Here is a 15,672-nt window from a genome sequence, read left to right as displayed (position 1 = left end):
GCTATATCTCGGCAAACACCTCGAGCAGGTTTCCGTCGGGGTCGCGAAAGAAAAGCGTGCGATGGCCAAAAGGCTGATCGGCAGGGGGAGAGAGAAGATCGATGCCCTGCCGCACGAGTTCGGCCGCACACCGATCTACATCCGGCGCGGAAACCTTGAACGCTAGCTGAAGCGAGGCGCTGCCTTTTGGCGTGCGAGCATCGGTTGCAGTTCGACCGGGCGTTGCCAATGCCAGGGTGTTGGCGCCGACTCGGTACTCGACCCAGTTCGGCGACAGCTCCCGTGACAGGCTGAACCGGAGAATGTCTTCATAGAAGCGACGCATCGCTGCCATATCGCGGACAAAGATGACCGAGTAGTCGATGGCCCGAATGGCTTGGAAAGGCGAATCCGGAAGCGGCTCTTTCACGGTGCTCGCTCCGTTCCCTACAGCAGATCCTGCGACTCGTCGTCGAAGCCCGGCACCGGCTGGGTCTTGGCCAGCGCCATCCAGAGGCTGAAGGGCATGCGCGGCAACGCGCGGTGCACGGCCGAACGCGCCACCACCAGCCGGCCCTGCTGCGCGATCAGCACGCCGCATTCGGCCGGGATTTCGTCGGGCTCGCCGATAGGGCGGCCCTTGGCGTCGCAGCCCAGCACGTACCAGCACTCGCCGCCGAGGTCGAGGTAGGCGGCGCGCTTGTCGGGCTTGCGCAGATCGCTCAGCAGGTCGGCGCGGTTGACCTTCACCTCGTGCACGATCGGCTGCGCATAGGCCTCGACGCTGGTGTTGCGGATCGAGAAGACGTCCGGCCGCGCGATGCACCAGCGCGGCTTGTCGCCTTCGTTCAGCGCCGGCAGCCGCGCCCGCAGACTCAAGGCCCGCCAAGCCACGCGGCCGGCGCGCGTCATCTCGCGCGCGACCTGCTCGACCAACGCCTCATGCTTGGAGAGCACCGCGCGGTTGACGACCAGCGTGCGCGCGATGTGCGCGATGCCGGCATCGGTGACGCGCAGCGTTTCGTGGCCCGGTGCCGAACGCACGCGTTCCAGCAGGCCGGCCGCCAGCAGGTCGACCTCGATGGCGTCGCAGCAGGGCCAGCCGGCCGAGCGATAGATCTCGCGCAGGCGGCGCGCATGCAGGCGCCCCAGCGCCGCCGCGCCGGGCGGCGGATCGGCGACCGGCGACGGCGCGCCCGGGTCGGTCATCGGCGGATCAACCGCCGGCGGGTCGCCCTCGGGTGGCGGCGGCGGTGGCTGCGCGGGCGTTGGCGGGGTCGGCAGATCGGGCGCTGGCGGCGGCGGCCCGATGGGTACGCCGACGCCGGCGCGCTGCGGGGCGAGTGCTGCATTCATCGCGCAAGGTTAGCGAAAAGCAGCGGCCAAGGCGAGTGTGCGCGGCTACGGGCTGCCGGCCGCAGATCCGGACATGACCACCACCACCTGCGCCTGCGCCTTTCCGACCGAGAGGTAGATATGCCCCACGCCGCTGTCGAAGTAGACCGACTCGTTGCGCCGCACCAGCACCGATTCGCCCGTCTCGAAGCGGATGCGCACAGTGCCGGACAGGACCATGCAGAACTCGTGGCCCGGGTGCCGGATGAAGTCGGCGAACTCGCTCTCGTGGCGCGCCAGGATGCGGCCGTGCATCGGCTCCATGATCTTCGCCGGATGATCGGCGCACAGCATCCGGTATTCGTACTGGTCGCTGGTATAGCTCGGGGCACTGCCGAGCGCCGAATGAACGAAGGTCGGCGCCGCCTTGCCCGCGCGGCGCGCGGCCGGATCGAACAGGCGGGAGATATCGACGTTCAGCGCCCGCGCGACGGCGGCGAATTTCTCGTAGCTGATCGAGATCTGCCCGAGCTCCATCTTCGACAGCGTGGACAAGGCCACGCCCGAACGAACGGACAGTTCCTTCAGCGTGAGCTTGCCGGCCTTGCGGATCGAGCGCAGCCGCTCGCCCATGACGTCGCGCCCTATCGATTCGACGGGCGCGGCGGCCGATCGGGTGAGGCGCGGTTTTTTCGCGGGCGGCGGGGGCGGAGGGCGCAAGGTACGGACCATGGGGCGGCGCATTATGGCGCAAGGGGTACGTCTTGACCGGACTCGCGCCGCAGAACGATAATTCTCGTAAATGAGAATTCAGCTTCCATGAGCACACCATCGCCTACCTTCGACTTCGCCGTGATCGGCGCCGGCATCGCCGGCGCATCGCTCGCCTTCCAGCTGGCACCGCGCGCGCGCGTGATCGTGCTGGAGCGCGAGTCCCAGCCCGGCTATCACTCGACCGGCCGCTCCGCCGCGATGTTCATGGAAAGCTATGGCACGCCGGCCATCCGGGCGCTGACGCGTGCGAGCCGCGCGTTCTACGAGCAACCGCCCGAAGGCTTCGCCGAGCACCCGCTGCTCACGCCGCGCGGCGCGCTCTACATCGCCAGCGAAGCCCAGTCACAGGAACTGCAGGCGACCTTCGAGGCGCTGTCGCGCAACACCCCGAACGTCCGTCTCGTCACCGGCGAGGAGGCCGTTTCCATGGTGCCGGTGCTACGCGCCGACCGCGTGAACGCGGCCATCTTCGAGCAGGATGCACAGGACATCGACGTCCATGCACTCCATCAGGGCTACCTCAAGGGCATGCGAGCGCGCGGCGGCACGTTGCGCTGCGACGCGGAGCTCGTGGCGGCGGTGCGTACCGAAGGCTTGTGGCAACTGAGCCTGGCCGATGGCCAGCAGGTGCAGGCGCGCGCCCTGGTCAACGCCGCGGGCGCGTGGGCCGACCAGATCGCGGACCTGTGCAAGGCCGCGCGCGTCGGGCTCGAACCGCGGCGGCGCAGCGCCTTCACCTTCGCGGCGCCCGAGGGCCTCGACTGCGCGGCGTGGCCGGCGGTCGTGGGCATCGACGAAAGCTTCTACTTCAAGCCGGATGCCGGCCAGCTGCTGGGCTCCCCGGCCAATGCCGAACCGGTGGCGCCGCACGACGTGGTGCCCGAGGAACTGGACGTGGCGCTGGGCATCCACCACATCGAGAACGCCACCACGCTCTCGATCCGCCGCCCGAGCCATGCCTGGGCGGGACTGCGTTCCTTCGTGGACGACGGCGACTTCGTGCTCGGCTGGGACGAGGGCTGCGAAGGCTTCTTCTGGCTCGCCGGCCAGGGCGGCTACGGCATCCAGACTGCCGCAGGCGCTTCGGAACTGGCGGCTGCCCTGCTGCACCATGAGGCGCCGCCGGCACGGCTGCTCGCGCATGGCGTGGATCCGCTCGCATTCCGGCCGGGGCGCCTGCGTTGACTTCCGCGCCAGTGGGGCTTCTACTGGCACGATTCATGCACGTTTTCGGTTTTACTCGGATATGAGAATTCTCGTTAAAGAGAATCCCTTGACCATCACCGAAAGGACTTTCATGCAACTCCGCACCAGCGCCCTTCTTCAAGCTGCAGCATGGGCCTGCGCATCCTTCGCGGCCGTGCTGCCTGCCCAGGCCGCCGGCTATCCGGAAAAACCGGTGCAGATCGTCGTGCCCTATCCACCCGGCGGCGCGGGCGACGTGATGGGCCGCCTGCTCGCGCGGCAGCTCGAAGCGAAGCTCGGGCAGCCGGTGATCGTCGACAACAAGCCCGGCGCGGGCACCGCCATCGGCGCGCAGTTCGTGGCGAATGCCAAGCCCGACGGCTACACGCTGCTCTTGAGCTCCAATTCCACCTACACCCTCAATCCGGCGATTCAGCCCAAGCTGTCCTACGAGCCGGCCAAGGCCTTCGAGCCCGTCGGCATGGTGGCCAACATGGCGCTGATGCTGGTGGCCCATCCGTCGGTGCAGGAGAACAGCGTGCAACAGCTCGTTGCAGCCGCCAAGGCCGCGCCGGACAAGTACGTGTACGGCTCCTTCGGCAACGGCACCGTGTCCCACTTCTCCGGTGAGATGTTCAAGGCGGCGGCAGGCGTCAAGATGACGCACGTGCCCTACCGCGGCAGCGCGCCGGCGATGACCGACCTGGTCGGCGGCCAGATCCCGCTCGCCTTCGACAGCGTGGTGGCCGCCGCGCCGCACATCAGGACCGGAAAGATCAAGCCGCTGGCGGTCACCACCCCCACGCGCTCGACCCTGCTGCCCGATGTGCCGACCATTGCCGAGAGCGGCTACCCCGGCTACGAAATGAGCTCCTGGATCGCGCTGGTCGCGCCGAGCGGCCTGCCGCCCGAGGTCAAGCAGAAGCTCGAGCAGGCCCTGGCCGCGGCCATGGGGGACGCCGAGATGCGCGACAAGCTCAAGGGCCTGGGCTTCGAGCCCGCCTACGCGCCGATCAAGGACTGGAGCGGCAGGCTCGGCGGCGACATCGCCCGGCTGCGCAAGATCGCAGAACAATCCAACATCAAGCCCGACTGACCTTCTCCTGGATCCTTACATCCATGCCATCCAGCCACACCCTTGCAGACCAGTCCGCCGTCGAACTGCGCCGCATGATCGGAAGCCGCGAGGTCTCGCCGGTCGAGGTGCTGGAGGCCAGCATCGCGCGCATCGAGGCGCTGAACCCGGCCGTCAACGCGCTCACCGCCACCTGCTTCGAGCGCGCGCGCGAAGAAGCCCGGCGCGCCGAGGTGCAGGTGCTTCGCGGCGAAGCGCTGGGCAGCCTGCACGGCCTGCCCCTCGGCATCAAGGACCTGGAAGACACCGCCGGCCTGCTGACCACCTACGGCTCGCCGCGCTTCCGAGGCCAGGTGCCCGCGCGTGACCACGCGCTCGTCGCACGCCTGCGCGCCGCGGGTGCGATCGTGGTTGCCAAGACCAACGTGCCGGAGATGGGCGCCGGCGCCAACACGCGCAATCCGGTCTGGGGCGCCACCGGCAATCCCTTCGACCCGATGCGCAACGCCGGCGGTTCCTCCGGCGGCTCGGCCGCTGCGCTCGCCACCGGCATGCTGCCGGTCGCCACCGGCTCCGACACCGGCGGGTCGCTGCGCATTCCCGCGGCACTCTGCGGCGTTGTCGGCTTCCGCCCCTCGCCGGGCCTGGTGCCGGTGGAGCGCCGGCAGCTCGGCTGGACGCCGATCTCGGTGATCGGGCCGATGGGACGCACCGTGGCCGACACCTGCCTGCAGTTCGGCGCCTCGGTCGGCCAGCATGCGTGCGACCCGCTCACCTACGCGGTGGACGGCCGCACGTTCACGCAGCTCGCGCCCGCGGACCTCGCCTCGCTGCGCGTCGGCTACACCGAGGACTTCGGCGTCTGCCCGGTCGACGACGGCATCCGCACCCTGTTCCGCCAGCGCATCGCGACCATTCGCCACCTGTTCCGAAGCGTCGACGAGGTGCGGCCCGACATGGGCGAAGCGGACCGCTGCTTCGACGTGGTCCGTGCCGCGAGCTTCGTCGCGGCCTTCCGCGAGGCCTACGAAACCGACCCCGGCTCGCTCGGGCCCAACGTGCGAGCCAACTACGAGATGGGCGCGAACATGACGATGGCGGACGCCACCTGGGCGCACCTGGAGCAGACACGCATCTTCCGATCGTTCCAGACGCTCTACGAGGACTTCGATCTCATCCTGTCGCCGACCACGCCGGTGTCGCCCTTCGCCTGGACGCTGCCCTACCTCGATCAGATCAACGGCCAGAAGCTCCGCAACTACTACCACTGGCTGGGCCTGACCTACGTCGTCACGCTGGCCACCAACCCGGCGCTCGCGCTGCCCTGCGGCGTGGACGCGGGCGGCATGCCCTTCGGCCTTCAGCTCATCGGCCGCTTCCGCGGCGATGCCGAACTGCTGTCGATCGCGCATGCGATGGAAGCCGCGTTCGCGCGCATGCCCGAAACGCAGCGGCCGCAGCCGGATCTCGCTCGCCTTGCGAAGCCCGTGCCCGAGCTGAAATCGATCGTGACGCATCCGCCGATCTTCGACGCCGCGATGCCGCCTGCCGCAACCGGGGGCCAGGCCGCTGTTTGAGCGCGGGAGACGATCCCGCCTCACTCCTCGTCGCGCACCCGGTGCTGTCCCATCAGCGTCTGCTGCAGCGCCGGCGGCACCGCCTCGTAGTGCGAAAGCTCGATGGTGTAGCGCCCCTGCCCGCTGGTCAGCGCGTTGAGCCGCGACTGATAGCCCGAGAGCTCCGACAACGGCACCTGCCCCCGGATCAGCACCGTACCCGCCGAGCCGTTGGAGGTGCCCGTGACCAGGCCGCGCCGCCCCGACAGGTCGCCCGTGACGTCGCCGATCGCGGAGTCCGGCGCGGCGATGTCGATCTGCACCACCGGCTCCAGCACGATCGCGCGTGCCGCCTGGATGGCCGCGATGAAGGCCTTGCGGCCGGCGGTGGCGAAGGCGATGTCCTTGCTGTCGACGCTGTGGTGCTTGCCGTCGTAGACCACCACGCGCACGTCGACCACCGGGTAGCCGGCGATCGCGCCGTGATCCAGCACCTCGCGCACGCCCTTCTCGACCGCGGGGATGAACTGGCTCGGAATGGTTCCGCCCCGCACCTCGTCGGCAAACTCGAAGCCGGAGCCGCGCGGCAGCGGCTCGATGCGCAGGAACACCTCGCCGAACTGGCCGGCGCCGCCGGTCTGCTTCTTGTGGCGGTGGTGGCCCTCGGCCGGCACCGTCACGGTCTCGCGGTAGGCGATGCGCGGCGGCCGCGTGTTGACCTCGAAGCGGTAGACCTCGCGCAGCCGCTCGAGCAGCACGCGCAGGTGCAGCTCGCCGAGGCCGTAGACGATGGTTTCGTTGGTGACCACCACATGCTCCAGCCGCAGGCAGGGGTCCTCGTCGACCAGCTTGCCCAAGATCTCCCACATGCGCTGCTCGTCGCCATGCCGCTTGGGCTCGATCGCCAGCCCGTGCACGGGAATCGGGAATTCCAGCGGCGCGAGATGGACCCGGTCGTCCTCGGCCGCGTCGTGCAGCACGGCGTCGAAATGGATCTCGTCGACCTTGGCCACGGCCGCGATGTCGCCCGGCAGCACGCGCGACACCTCCACATGGTCCTTGCCCTGCAGCATGAACAGGTGGCCCACCTTGAAGGGCTTGCGCCCGTCGCCGATGTAGAGCTGGCTGTCGCGCGTGAGCGTGCCCTGGTGCACGCGGAAGATGCCCATCTTGCCGACATAGGGGTCGACCGTGACCTTGAACACGTGCGCCAGCACGTGCAGCGACGGGTCGGGCGCGACCGTCATTGGCCGCGCGGCCGCGCCCTCGCCGACGACGAAGTCCGGCGGGTTGGCCTCGGTCGGGTCGGGCAGGAGCTTGACGATCACGTCCAGCAGCTCGGCCACGCCGGCGCCGCTGCGCGACGAGACGAAGCACACCGGGATCAGGTGGCCTTCGCGCAGCGCCTGCTCGAGCGGCGCGTGCAGCTCGGCCGGATCCACGTCGCCCTCTTCGAGATAGCGGTCGACGAAGGCCGCATCGACCTCCACCACCTGCTCGACCAGCGCGCGGTGCGCCGCTTCGACGGGGCCGAAGTCGGACTGCCCGAAGCGATTGAAGAAGCAGTCCACCACCTGCTTGCCGACCCCGTCGGGAAGGTTCAGCGGCAGGCATTCGCGGCCGAAAGTGGCCTGGATGTCGGCCAGCAGGCCCGCCAGCGAGACGCCCTGCGAGTCGATCTTGTTGACGATGATCATGCGGGCGAGGTGGCGCGAGGCCGCGTACTCCATCATGCGCACGGCCATCGGCTCGATGCCGGTGGCGGCATTGATGACCACCGCCGCCGTTTCGACCGCCTCCAGTGCCGGCAGGCTCTGGCCGAGGAAGTCGGCGCCGCCGGGCGTGTCGATGAAGTGAATGCGCGTGCCGGCATGCGTGAGGTGCATCACCGATGCGTTGAGCGAATGCTGCATGCGCCGCTCGATCGGGTCGTGGTCGCTGGCGGTGCTGCCCCGCTCGACGCTGCCCGGCGCGCCGATGGCGCCCGTCTTGTACAGCAGCGCCTCGGCCAGGGTGGTCTTGCCCGAGGCCGAGGGCCCGACGAGCGCCAGTGTGCGCACCGTCTCCATTTCGGCCGCGAGGCCGTTCGATCGGCTTGGCATGGGTGGTCTCCTTGCGCCCGGAAGGCCCGCCGGGCGGATCGTTGGGATCGCGTGCTTGCCTCTGCCGACCCAGCGTACGGGATTGACCGGCCCGGCGCAAGCGGGGCAGGCAGCTACGGCGTGACGAACGCTCCGCCCCCAGCGTGCCGCAGGGCCTGCCTTCCCAGGGCGTGCAGCACGGGCAGGGCCGCGAGCGCCGCCGTCAGATGCTTGAGGGTGTGGCCCGATACCAGCTGCTGCGTCGCCTCGTAGATCGCGTGGTCCGACAGCTCGAACAGCTTGGCCAGGCCGTAGAAGAAGATCACCCAGCCCAGCTTGACCCCGATGGCGCCGCTCACCGGCTTGGCGAGCGCCAGCGCCAGGACCAGCGCCATGCCGCCGTACTGGACCAGTGCCCACGGCAGCACATTGCCGGTTTCGTGATGGACGCCCACCGCCAGCAGCCCTCCGGCCAGCGTGAACCAGGCCGCCGGCCAGCCGGCGCGCGCACTCACCCGGTCGCAGACCGCGACACCCAGGATGCCGGCGAACGCGACCGCCATGCCGGCACGGTCTGCGGCCAGCCGCAGGCCGTCGGGCTGCAGGTGATAGAAAGCCGACCCCGCTGCGGTGAGGATCAGCCCTGCGAAGAACATCCAGGCGCAATCGAGCGCATTGTCGGGTGGCTGGCTCGCGGGCTGCGGGCCCGGCACGATGTCTTGCGTGTCCTTGCGGGCGCGGTCCAGCCGGCGCAGCCGGAGCAGGCCCCAGATGCCGATGGCCGCGAAAGGCAGATTGCTCAGCACGTCCATCGCGTTCGGCAGCCCGTGCCAGGCACGGTTGTCGGCAAGGGCTGCGGCGGCCAGTTCGGGGGTCGGCAGCGCGGGCGCGACGATGGCGCTCACCCACAGCAAGGCGAACAGGATCAGCAATCCGCGTTCGCGAGGTAAGAGCGACGGCACAACCATGGCGGAACTCCAGGTAGCTCGAGAGAAATTCTCCACCACTTCAGGCAACAGCCGACAATATTCCCCACCACGAAAAGCTGTCCATGAAAACCTTGTTTCTGGTGCGGCATGCCAAGTCGAGTCGCGACGATCCGTCCTTGCCCGACCGGGAGCGGCCATTGAACGATCGCGGCCTCGACGACGCGCCCAGGATGGGCAAGCGCCTGAGCAAGCGCGGCGTGAAGCCCGATCTGCTGGTGTCGAGCCCGGCGCTGCGGGCGCTGACGACTGCGCAACTCATCGCCGACGAGATCGGTTATGCACGCAAGAACATCGCCGTCGATGAGCGGCTCTACGCCAGCAGTCCGGACGACTTGCTCGCCGTCATTTGCGCACTCGACGACAAGCTGGCCCGCGTGATGCTCTTCGGCCACAACCCCGAGTTCACCGAGCTCGCGCACCGGCTGTCGAGCGAGATCGTCGACATGCCCACCTGCGCCGTCGCCGAGTTCCGCTTCGATGCCAAGGCATGGGCGGATGTCGCGGAGCTCGGCCCGGCGAAGGCGAAGCTGGACGCGCCGAAGAAGTAGTTCTAAGCGAGCGGCGATACCCCGGTCAGCCAGATGTGTGCCCTCCACAGGAAAGCGGCATACACCACCAAGCCGCCCGCGAGTGCCACGATGTCGTTCAGCGCACCCGGCGGAGCGCCAGGCACCCTGCGAGGCACGGCGCGGTGTTGGACGGAAATCCAGTCAACCACTGCCCACACGAGGAAAGCCCCGAACAGCAGCACATCGGCCAGCGTGCCATTGCCCAGCAGGTGCGCCGTTGCCCAGAGCGCCACGGCAAGCAGCATGGGGTGCTTGACCGTTCGCTGGATGCGCCCAGGCAGGTAGGCCGCGAACAGCAGCGGAAACACCGGCAGCATCAACAGCAGCGCGACATGCCGCAACCCCGGCGGCGGCGCGTAGAGCACCACCGGCGCCTGGCGAGCCAGGCCATAGCCATAAATGAGCAACAGCAGGCCGACGAGCGAGGCCAGGGCGTAGGTGCCTTTCCAGACCCGCTCGCCGCGCCGGTCGACCTGCGCATCGCGCCAGGCGGGCGCGACGATGGACACCGAATGAATGCCGAGGAACAGGATGAGGCCAACGACAAGAAGAGACATGGGAACTACCTCCAGGCGGCGCTGCCGGCCGCAGTGGCCGTTGAACGATTGTCAGTGGAAATCGCGGCTCTTGTTGCTCTTGGCCAGCCGGCCCAGGAGCGGCGTGAGGTCCTTGAAGCCGGTGGCCACCAGGTGGCGCACCTCGCCGCCGCTGTCCACGTCGCGCTGCCAGGTGCCCTGCACCGCGAGCAGGTGCGACTTGAGCAGCGGCTCGCGCCAGGCCTCGACCACGTGGCTCCAGACGATCACGTTGACGTTGCCGGTTTCGTCTTCGAGCGTGACGAAGATGGTGTCCTTGGCGGTCTGCGGACGCTGGCGTCCCATCACGATGCCGCAGGCGCGCACGGTCCGGCCGCTCGGCACCTCGCGCAGCTGTTCGGCGCTCGATAGCCGCATGCGCGCGAGCCGCGGGCGCAGCAGCGCCAGGGGATGGCGGCGCAGCGTGAAGCCCAGCGAGGCGTAGTCGCCCACGATCTCCTCGCCCTCGGGCGCGACCGGCAGCTGCAGGGCCGCTTCGTGGATGGGCACGCCCTTGAGCAGCGCCGGCGCGCGGCGCTGCGCGGTGGCGTCCCACACCTGCTGGCGGCGGTGGCCAGAGAGCGCGAGCAGCGCATCGGCCGCCGCGAGCGCGGCCATGTCCTTGGCGTCGAGTTCGGCGCGCAGGGCCAGGTCTTCGGTGCTGGTGAAGGCGGCCTGGGCGCGGGCTTCGACGATGCGTTGGGCGCCGGCCCCGCTGAGGCTCATGACGCGGCGCAGGCCGAGGCGCACGGCGGGTTGGCCGGGCATGCCGAGGCGGGTGGCGAAGCGCGGGGACAGCTCCGATGGAAGAACAGCCGCCTTCTCGAGCGTGCAATCGAGCTCGCTCGCCGTCACGTCCACCGCCCGCACCTCGACGCCATGGCGCCGCGCATCCTGCACCAGCTGCGAGGGCGAGTAGAAGCCCATGGGCTGCGAGTCGAGCATCGCGGCCAGGAAGCAGGCGGGCTCGTGCAGCTTGAGCCAGCTGCTCACGGTCACCAGCAGCGCGAAGCTCGCGGCATGGCTTTCGGGAAAGCCGTATTCGCCGAAGCCCTGGACCTGCTTGAAGATGGCCTCGGCGAACTCGCGGTCGTAGCCGTTGTCGACCATGCCGCCGACCAGCGGCCCGTAGAACTTCTCGACGCCGCCCTTGCGCTTCCAGGCCGCCATCGAGCGGCGCAGGCGATCCGCCTGGTCGGGCGTGAAGCTGGCCGCGATCATCGCGATCTGCATCACCTGTTCCTGGAAGATCGGTACGCCGAGCGTGCGGCCGAGCGCTTCGATGAGGTCGGGATAGCGGTAAGTGACTTCGCCGCCCTTGCGGATCTTCTCGCGGTTCTTGAGGTACGGATGCACCATGCCGCCCTGGATCGGCCCGGGCCGCACGATCGCGACTTCGATCACGAGGTCGTAGTAAGTGCGCGGCCGCAGGCGCGGCAGCATCGACATCTGCGCCCGGCTTTCGATCTGGAACACGCCGATGGTGTCGGCGTCGCAGATCATGTCGAACACCGCCTCGTCGTTCTTCGGAATCTGGTGCATCTGCAGCGCCGTGCCGCGCCAGCCGTTGACCATGGCCAGCGCGCGCCGGATCGCGCTCAGCATGCCGAGCGCCAGCACGTCGACCTTGAGCATGCCCATGGCCTCGAGGTCGTCCTTCTCCCACTGGATGACGGAGCGGTCCTTCATCGACGCGTTCTCGACCGGCACCAGGCGCGTCAGCTTGGTCTGCGTGAGCACGAAGCCGCCCACGTGCTGGCTCAGGTGGCGCGGAAAGCCCCTGAGCTGCTGCGTGAGCTCGATCCACTGGTACAGCTTGAGCATGTCTTCGCGCACGCCCACGCGCTGCATCGCTTCTTCGAGACGCTGGTCGAGCACGACGTGGTCGAACCAGTAGTGGTCCTTGGCGAATTCGTCGACGAGAAGCGCATCGACGCCCAGCGCCTTGCCCACGTCGCGCAGCGCGCTGCGGGAGCGATAGCAGATCACGACCGCGGCAATGGCGGCGCGGTCGCGGCCGTACTTCTCGTAGATGTACTGGATCACCTCCTCGCGCCGCTGGTGCTCGAAGTCGACGTCGATGTCGGGCGGCTCGCGGCGCTCGCGGCTCAAAAAGCGCTCGAACAGCAGGTGGCCGGTTTCTGGATCGATCGCGGTGATGCCGAGGCAGAAGCAAACCGCGGAGTTCGCCGATGAGCCGCGGCCCTGGCAGAGGATGTCCTTGGAACGCGCAAAGCGAACGATGTCTTCGACGGTGAGGAAGAACATCTCGTAATGCAGCTCGAGGATCAGCTCGAGCTCATGCGCCACCTGCGCCCGCACTTTCTCCGGAATGCCCAGCGGGTACTTGTCCCGTGCGCCTTCCCAGGTCTTGCGCACCAGCGTCTGGGCCGGGGTCTCGCCGTCCGCCACGTTCTCGAGCGGGTATTTGTAGTGCTCGCGGATCACGTCGAGATCGAAGGCGCAGCGCCGCGCGACTTCGAGCGTGTTGGCAAGCAGCTCTGCCGGATAAAGCTCGGCCAGGCGCAGGCGCGAGCGCAGGTGCCGCTCGGCATTGGACTGCAGCGCAAAGCCGCATTCGGCCACCGGCCTGCCTTCGCGCACCGCAGTGATCACGTCCTGCAGTGGCTTGCGCGAACGCACGTGCATGTGCACGTCGCCGACCGCCACCAGCGGCACGCCGGTCTGCATGCCCGCCTGTTGCAAGGCGGCGAGCCAGAGGTCGTCGTCGAGCTCGTTCGCAAGTTCCACCGCGATCCAGAGATGCCCTTCGAATAGACGCGCGGCCTCCGTCACATCGGCGCACAGCGCTGCGACATCGGGCATCGCACCCGGCGTGCGCAGCGGCACGAAAAGGATTTCGCAATCGCGCAGCGAGGCCACATCGCTTTGCGCCCAGCTCACGCGATACGTGCCCTTGGGCGCCGTGGTGGTGCGCGCCGCGGTGATGAACTCGCAGAGATTGCCCCAGCCTTCGAGGTCGTGCGCGATCGCCACCAGCTTGAAGCGCTCGAACAGGAACTCGCTGCCGAACAGCAGCCGGAACGGATGCTGCTCCGAGGGGTCCAGCGTTTCGAGGTACTCCCTGAGCCCCTCGTGCGCGCGCACCACGCCGGCCACCGAGCATTCGTCGGTGATCGCGAGCGCCTCGTAGCCGAGGTCGTAGGCGCGCTTCACCAGCTCTTCGGGGTGCGATGCGCCACGCTGGAAGCTGAAGTTCGTGATGCAGTGCAGCTCGGCATAAGAGGGCAAGGCCGGCGCCCGCAGCGGCTCGGGCTGCGACCGCCACGGCAGCGCATGCACCGTGGCCGAAGCCCGTGCGCGCCGCTGGATCTGCTTCTCGCTGAGCTCAGGCATACATGCCTTGCAGGTACCAGCGCGGCGCTTCGGAAGTGAAGCAGGACGAAGGCCGCTCGCGGTAGATCCACACCAGGCCGGCCTTCGGGCTTTCCGCGATGTAGTAGTCGCGCACCGCGGGCTGGCCCTCGCCCCACCAGCCGGCCTCCACCCGCTGCGGCCCGACCAGCTTGCGCAGGCGGCCCTGGTAGCAGGGGCGCTCGCCTTCCATGTCCAGCCGCAGGGGTTCGCGCAGCAGCCAGGCCGGGTATATGGCCCCCACGCTCGGCACTTCGTGTCCTCGCTGCCCCCCGAGGGGGCCGTCGGCCGCCTTGGGGCGGCCCGGCGTCGGCCGAGCATCGGGCCGTGGCTTGTGCAGCGCGGGCACCCATGCCTGCTGGCGCTCCGGCCGGTGGTCGGCCTGCGCGACCGCACGCAGCACCTGCTGCGCGCCCAACCGCGCACTGAGCCGCTCGACCAGCTCGTGCAGCTTGTCGCCCTTGCGGTTGTCTTCCGGCAGAAAGCTCGTGCTGGCGCCGGCCCAGGGCGTGGTCTCGATCGAGCGCAGGCGCAGCCAGCTGGCGGGGGCGGCCAGCGTCGTGAGCGCGAGCCGTTCGGCCAGCAGGCGCCGCAGGTGCGCCATGTCCTGCGTGGGCTCGGCCGTGCGCACCGTGACCTGCTGATGCGGCGGCAGGTCGACGCCGTTGAAGCGCTTGAGGTCGAGCGTCCACTGCAGCTCGAGCGCCACCGCGCCGCGCTGGCGCGCGGCGAGCCAGATCTGCAGCGCGCTGAGCAGGCGGTTGGCCGACCACATGAGTTCGGGCGCGCTTTCGGCCAGCGCGGGGAGTTCCAGCTTCTGCTCGAACGCGTCGGGCAGCGTGAGCCAGGCGTGGCTTTCAGGACGCAGGCCGTAGGCGGCATCGAGCGCTTCACGCAATTCCTTGCCGAAGCGGCGCGTGAGCCCGCCGCGCGGCAGCGCCGCCACCTCGCCCCAGGTGCGGCAGCCCAGGTTCGCCAGCACGTCGAGGTGGTCGCGCGCCGCGCTCAGCGTGTCGAGCGGCAGACCGGAAGGGGCGTCAGCGGGCGGCTCTTCGCCGCGCGCGAACATGCGCAGCCGTGCAAGCGCGATCCGGCTGGTCGCGCCCTGCGCTCGCTGCACGGGCACCGGCGCGGGATTGGTTCGCGCCAGCTCGCGCATCAACGACAGGCGCCCGCCCCACAGCCGCTCGCAGGCCGAGACTTCGAGCAGCAGCGCCTCGTCGTCGACCCAGGCGACGCGCGGCGTGAACTGCAAGGCCCACCAGCCGAGCGCCTCGGGCGGCGGCATCGGCAGCGCGGTATCGGCGAGGAGCTCAGGCGGCCAGCGCAATGCGATCCAGTGCATGGCCTTTCTCCTGGTGGAAGCCGAGGCGGACCACGGTCGCGCCCTCGGCCATCGGCTGCAAGACGCCCTCCTGCTGCTGCCGCAGCTTGCGCCGCAACTGGCTGGCCGCGAGCAGCGCCGTCATGCGCTCGCTGCGCGCCGGCAGCTGGATGGGCGAGGCCAGCGGCGGGCCGCGGCGCTTGAGGATGTGGACGTCGATTTGCGCGCTGTCTTCCCCGCAGCTCGCCAACCGCAGGCGCAGCCGCGCCGGTGAAGTCATCTGGGCCGCCGTCTCGGGGCGGAACACGAACAGCAGCGCATCGTGCTGCGCCGCCGCAAGCTGCAGCCGCCGCAGCTCGCCCACGCGCGCCTGCGGCAGCCAGGCCAGCACGGCGGCCACGTCGGCGCAGCGCAAGGCTTGTTCGCAGGCCCACAACTTGGCTGCCGAAGCCTCGCAACGCACCCACAACAACGCCTCGACCGGCAGGCCTTGCGCTGCGAGCGCGGGGCCGAAGGGTTCTTGCGGCGCCCCGATCAACGCGACCGGGCCCGTGCCGCCCTGCACCGCCTGCGCCAGCGCCGGCAGCAGCAGTTGCCAGGCATGCGCCTCGGGCGCGGACTGCAGCAGCTCGGTCATTGCACCCACCGGCCAGCCGCCGCCCGGCAGCTCTGCATCGAGCGCCGCATGGCCGGTGCCGATGACCTGCCCGTCGGCCAGGCCCAGCTCGTCCCCGCGCCAGACCTTGTGGCGCGCGGAGGATGAAAAGGAGTCGAAGGAAGGGGGGCCCATGATGATCGAATAACTGTATTTTTATACAGTATTCTTCGGTCGTCTCAGGATTTTTGTAAGCGTAG

Annotated in this window: 13 protein-coding genes; 4 read left to right on the top strand and 9 right to left on the bottom strand. The window is 69.2% G+C overall.

The window, feature by feature from the left end; genetic code table 11:
* Position 1 precedes the first annotated feature (1 nt).
* From EJI01_RS23135 to EJI01_RS23125, 3 genes are read right to left on the bottom strand one after another with little or no spacing between them, the layout of a single operon-like run.
* On the bottom strand, positions 2 to 409 hold the full coding sequence (locus tag EJI01_RS23135; protein WP_126839476.1) for a VOC family protein: 408 nt from the start codon (positions 407 to 409) through the stop codon (positions 2 to 4).
* 17 nt (positions 410 to 426) lie between these two features.
* Positions 427 to 1,335: a hypothetical protein gene (locus EJI01_RS23130; RefSeq protein ID WP_126839475.1), complete on the bottom strand. Its 909-nt coding sequence runs from the start codon at positions 1,333 to 1,335 to the stop codon at positions 427 to 429.
* Positions 1,336 to 1,380: 45 nt separating this feature from the next.
* Positions 1,381 to 2,046 (bottom strand): helix-turn-helix domain-containing protein, encoded by a 666-nt coding sequence (locus tag EJI01_RS23125; protein ID WP_260602620.1) that lies wholly within the window; start codon positions 2,044 to 2,046, stop codon positions 1,381 to 1,383.
* Positions 2,047 to 2,133: 87 nt separating this feature from the next.
* On the opposite strand from EJI01_RS23125, the gene EJI01_RS23120 reads away from it, so the two are divergent.
* From EJI01_RS23120 to EJI01_RS23110, 3 genes are all read left to right on the top strand, one after another.
* Positions 2,134 to 3,273, top strand: a complete 1,140-nt coding sequence (locus tag EJI01_RS23120) for an NAD(P)/FAD-dependent oxidoreductase (protein WP_126839474.1) — start codon at positions 2,134 to 2,136, stop codon at positions 3,271 to 3,273.
* A gap of 112 nt (positions 3,274 to 3,385) precedes the next feature.
* A complete protein-coding gene (locus tag EJI01_RS23115) occupies positions 3,386 to 4,369 on the top strand; it encodes a Bug family tripartite tricarboxylate transporter substrate binding protein (protein ID WP_126839473.1) in 984 nt (327 codons plus the stop codon).
* Between the two features lie 23 nt (positions 4,370 to 4,392).
* A complete protein-coding gene (locus EJI01_RS23110; RefSeq protein ID WP_126839472.1) occupies positions 4,393 to 5,925 on the top strand; it encodes an amidase in 1,533 nt (510 codons plus the stop codon).
* A 20-nt stretch (positions 5,926 to 5,945) separates the two neighbouring features.
* On the opposite strand, the gene fusA is transcribed toward EJI01_RS23110, so the two are convergent.
* Together fusA and EJI01_RS23100 are read right to left on the bottom strand one after the other, a co-directional pair.
* Complete coding sequence (gene fusA / locus EJI01_RS23105) at positions 5,946 to 8,006, bottom strand: elongation factor G (RefSeq protein WP_126839471.1); 2,061 nt, start codon at positions 8,004 to 8,006, stop codon at positions 5,946 to 5,948.
* 113 nt (positions 8,007 to 8,119) lie between these two features.
* Positions 8,120 to 8,953: a hypothetical protein gene (locus EJI01_RS23100; protein ID WP_126839470.1), complete on the bottom strand. Its 834-nt coding sequence runs from the start codon at positions 8,951 to 8,953 to the stop codon at positions 8,120 to 8,122.
* Between the two features lie 83 nt (positions 8,954 to 9,036).
* Here EJI01_RS23100 and EJI01_RS23095 point away from each other — a divergent pair, with 83 nt between their 5' ends.
* The gene (locus EJI01_RS23095) at positions 9,037 to 9,522 is read left to right on the top strand and encodes a SixA phosphatase family protein (protein WP_126839469.1); all 486 of its coding nucleotides are present in this window, start codon (positions 9,037 to 9,039) and stop codon (positions 9,520 to 9,522) included.
* Between the two features lie 2 nt (positions 9,523 to 9,524).
* Here EJI01_RS23095 and EJI01_RS23090 read toward each other — a convergent pair whose 3' ends face one another.
* From EJI01_RS23090 to imuA, 4 genes are read right to left on the bottom strand one after another with little or no spacing between them, the layout of a single operon-like run.
* Complete coding sequence (locus EJI01_RS23090) at positions 9,525 to 10,100, bottom strand: NnrU family protein (RefSeq protein WP_126839468.1); 576 nt, start codon at positions 10,098 to 10,100, stop codon at positions 9,525 to 9,527.
* Between the two features lie 51 nt (positions 10,101 to 10,151).
* Positions 10,152 to 13,475 carry an error-prone DNA polymerase gene (locus EJI01_RS23085; protein WP_126839467.1) on the bottom strand — a complete coding sequence of 1,108 codons (3,324 nt, stop codon included), beginning with the start codon at positions 13,473 to 13,475 and terminating at the stop codon, positions 10,152 to 10,154.
* Complete coding sequence (locus EJI01_RS23080; RefSeq protein WP_126839466.1) at positions 13,468 to 14,838, bottom strand: Y-family DNA polymerase; 1,371 nt, start codon at positions 14,836 to 14,838, stop codon at positions 13,468 to 13,470. Before EJI01_RS23080 ends, EJI01_RS23085 begins: the two co-directional genes overlap by 8 nt.
* Complete coding sequence (gene imuA, locus EJI01_RS23075; RefSeq protein ID WP_126839465.1) at positions 14,807 to 15,607, bottom strand: translesion DNA synthesis-associated protein ImuA; 801 nt, start codon at positions 15,605 to 15,607, stop codon at positions 14,807 to 14,809. Before imuA ends, EJI01_RS23080 begins: the two co-directional genes overlap by 32 nt.
* Between the last annotated feature and the right edge of the window lie 65 nt (positions 15,608 to 15,672).

The organism is Variovorax sp. MHTC-1, from assembly GCF_003984645.1.
In the GTDB taxonomy this organism is placed as follows: Bacteria; Pseudomonadota; Gammaproteobacteria; order Burkholderiales; family Burkholderiaceae_C; genus Variovorax.
The sequence above is the reverse complement of the archived record's forward strand: the minus strand, read 5'-3'. Positions and strand labels throughout refer to the sequence as shown.

Bases quoted from the DNA above. Each gene is read 5' to 3' on its own strand.
- EJI01_RS23115 (WP_126839473.1), top strand. From the start codon at position 3,386: ATGCAACTCCGCACCAGCGCCCTTCTTCAAGCTGCAGCATGGGCCTGC.
- EJI01_RS23085 (WP_126839467.1), bottom strand. From the start codon at position 13,475: ATGCCTGAGCTCAGCGAGAAGCAGATCCAGCGGCGCGCACGGGCTTCG.
- EJI01_RS23110 (WP_126839472.1), top strand. From the start codon at position 4,393: ATGCCATCCAGCCACACCCTTGCAGACCAGTCCGCCGTCGAACTGCGC.
- EJI01_RS23095 (WP_126839469.1), top strand. From the start codon at position 9,037: ATGAAAACCTTGTTTCTGGTGCGGCATGCCAAGTCGAGTCGCGACGAT.
- EJI01_RS23120 (WP_126839474.1), top strand. From the start codon at position 2,134: ATGAGCACACCATCGCCTACCTTCGACTTCGCCGTGATCGGCGCCGGC.
- EJI01_RS23090 (WP_126839468.1), bottom strand. From the start codon at position 10,100: ATGTCTCTTCTTGTCGTTGGCCTCATCCTGTTCCTCGGCATTCATTCG.
- imuA (WP_126839465.1), bottom strand. From the start codon at position 15,607: ATGGGCCCCCCTTCCTTCGACTCCTTTTCATCCTCCGCGCGCCACAAG.
- EJI01_RS23125 (WP_260602620.1), bottom strand. From the start codon at position 2,046: ATGGTCCGTACCTTGCGCCCTCCGCCCCCGCCGCCCGCGAAAAAACCG.
- EJI01_RS23130 (WP_126839475.1), bottom strand. From the start codon at position 1,335: ATGAATGCAGCACTCGCCCCGCAGCGCGCCGGCGTCGGCGTACCCATC.
- fusA (WP_126839471.1), bottom strand. From the start codon at position 8,006: ATGCCAAGCCGATCGAACGGCCTCGCGGCCGAAATGGAGACGGTGCGC.
- EJI01_RS23080 (WP_126839466.1), bottom strand. From the start codon at position 14,838: ATGCACTGGATCGCATTGCGCTGGCCGCCTGAGCTCCTCGCCGATACC.
- EJI01_RS23100 (WP_126839470.1), bottom strand. From the start codon at position 8,953: ATGGTTGTGCCGTCGCTCTTACCTCGCGAACGCGGATTGCTGATCCTG.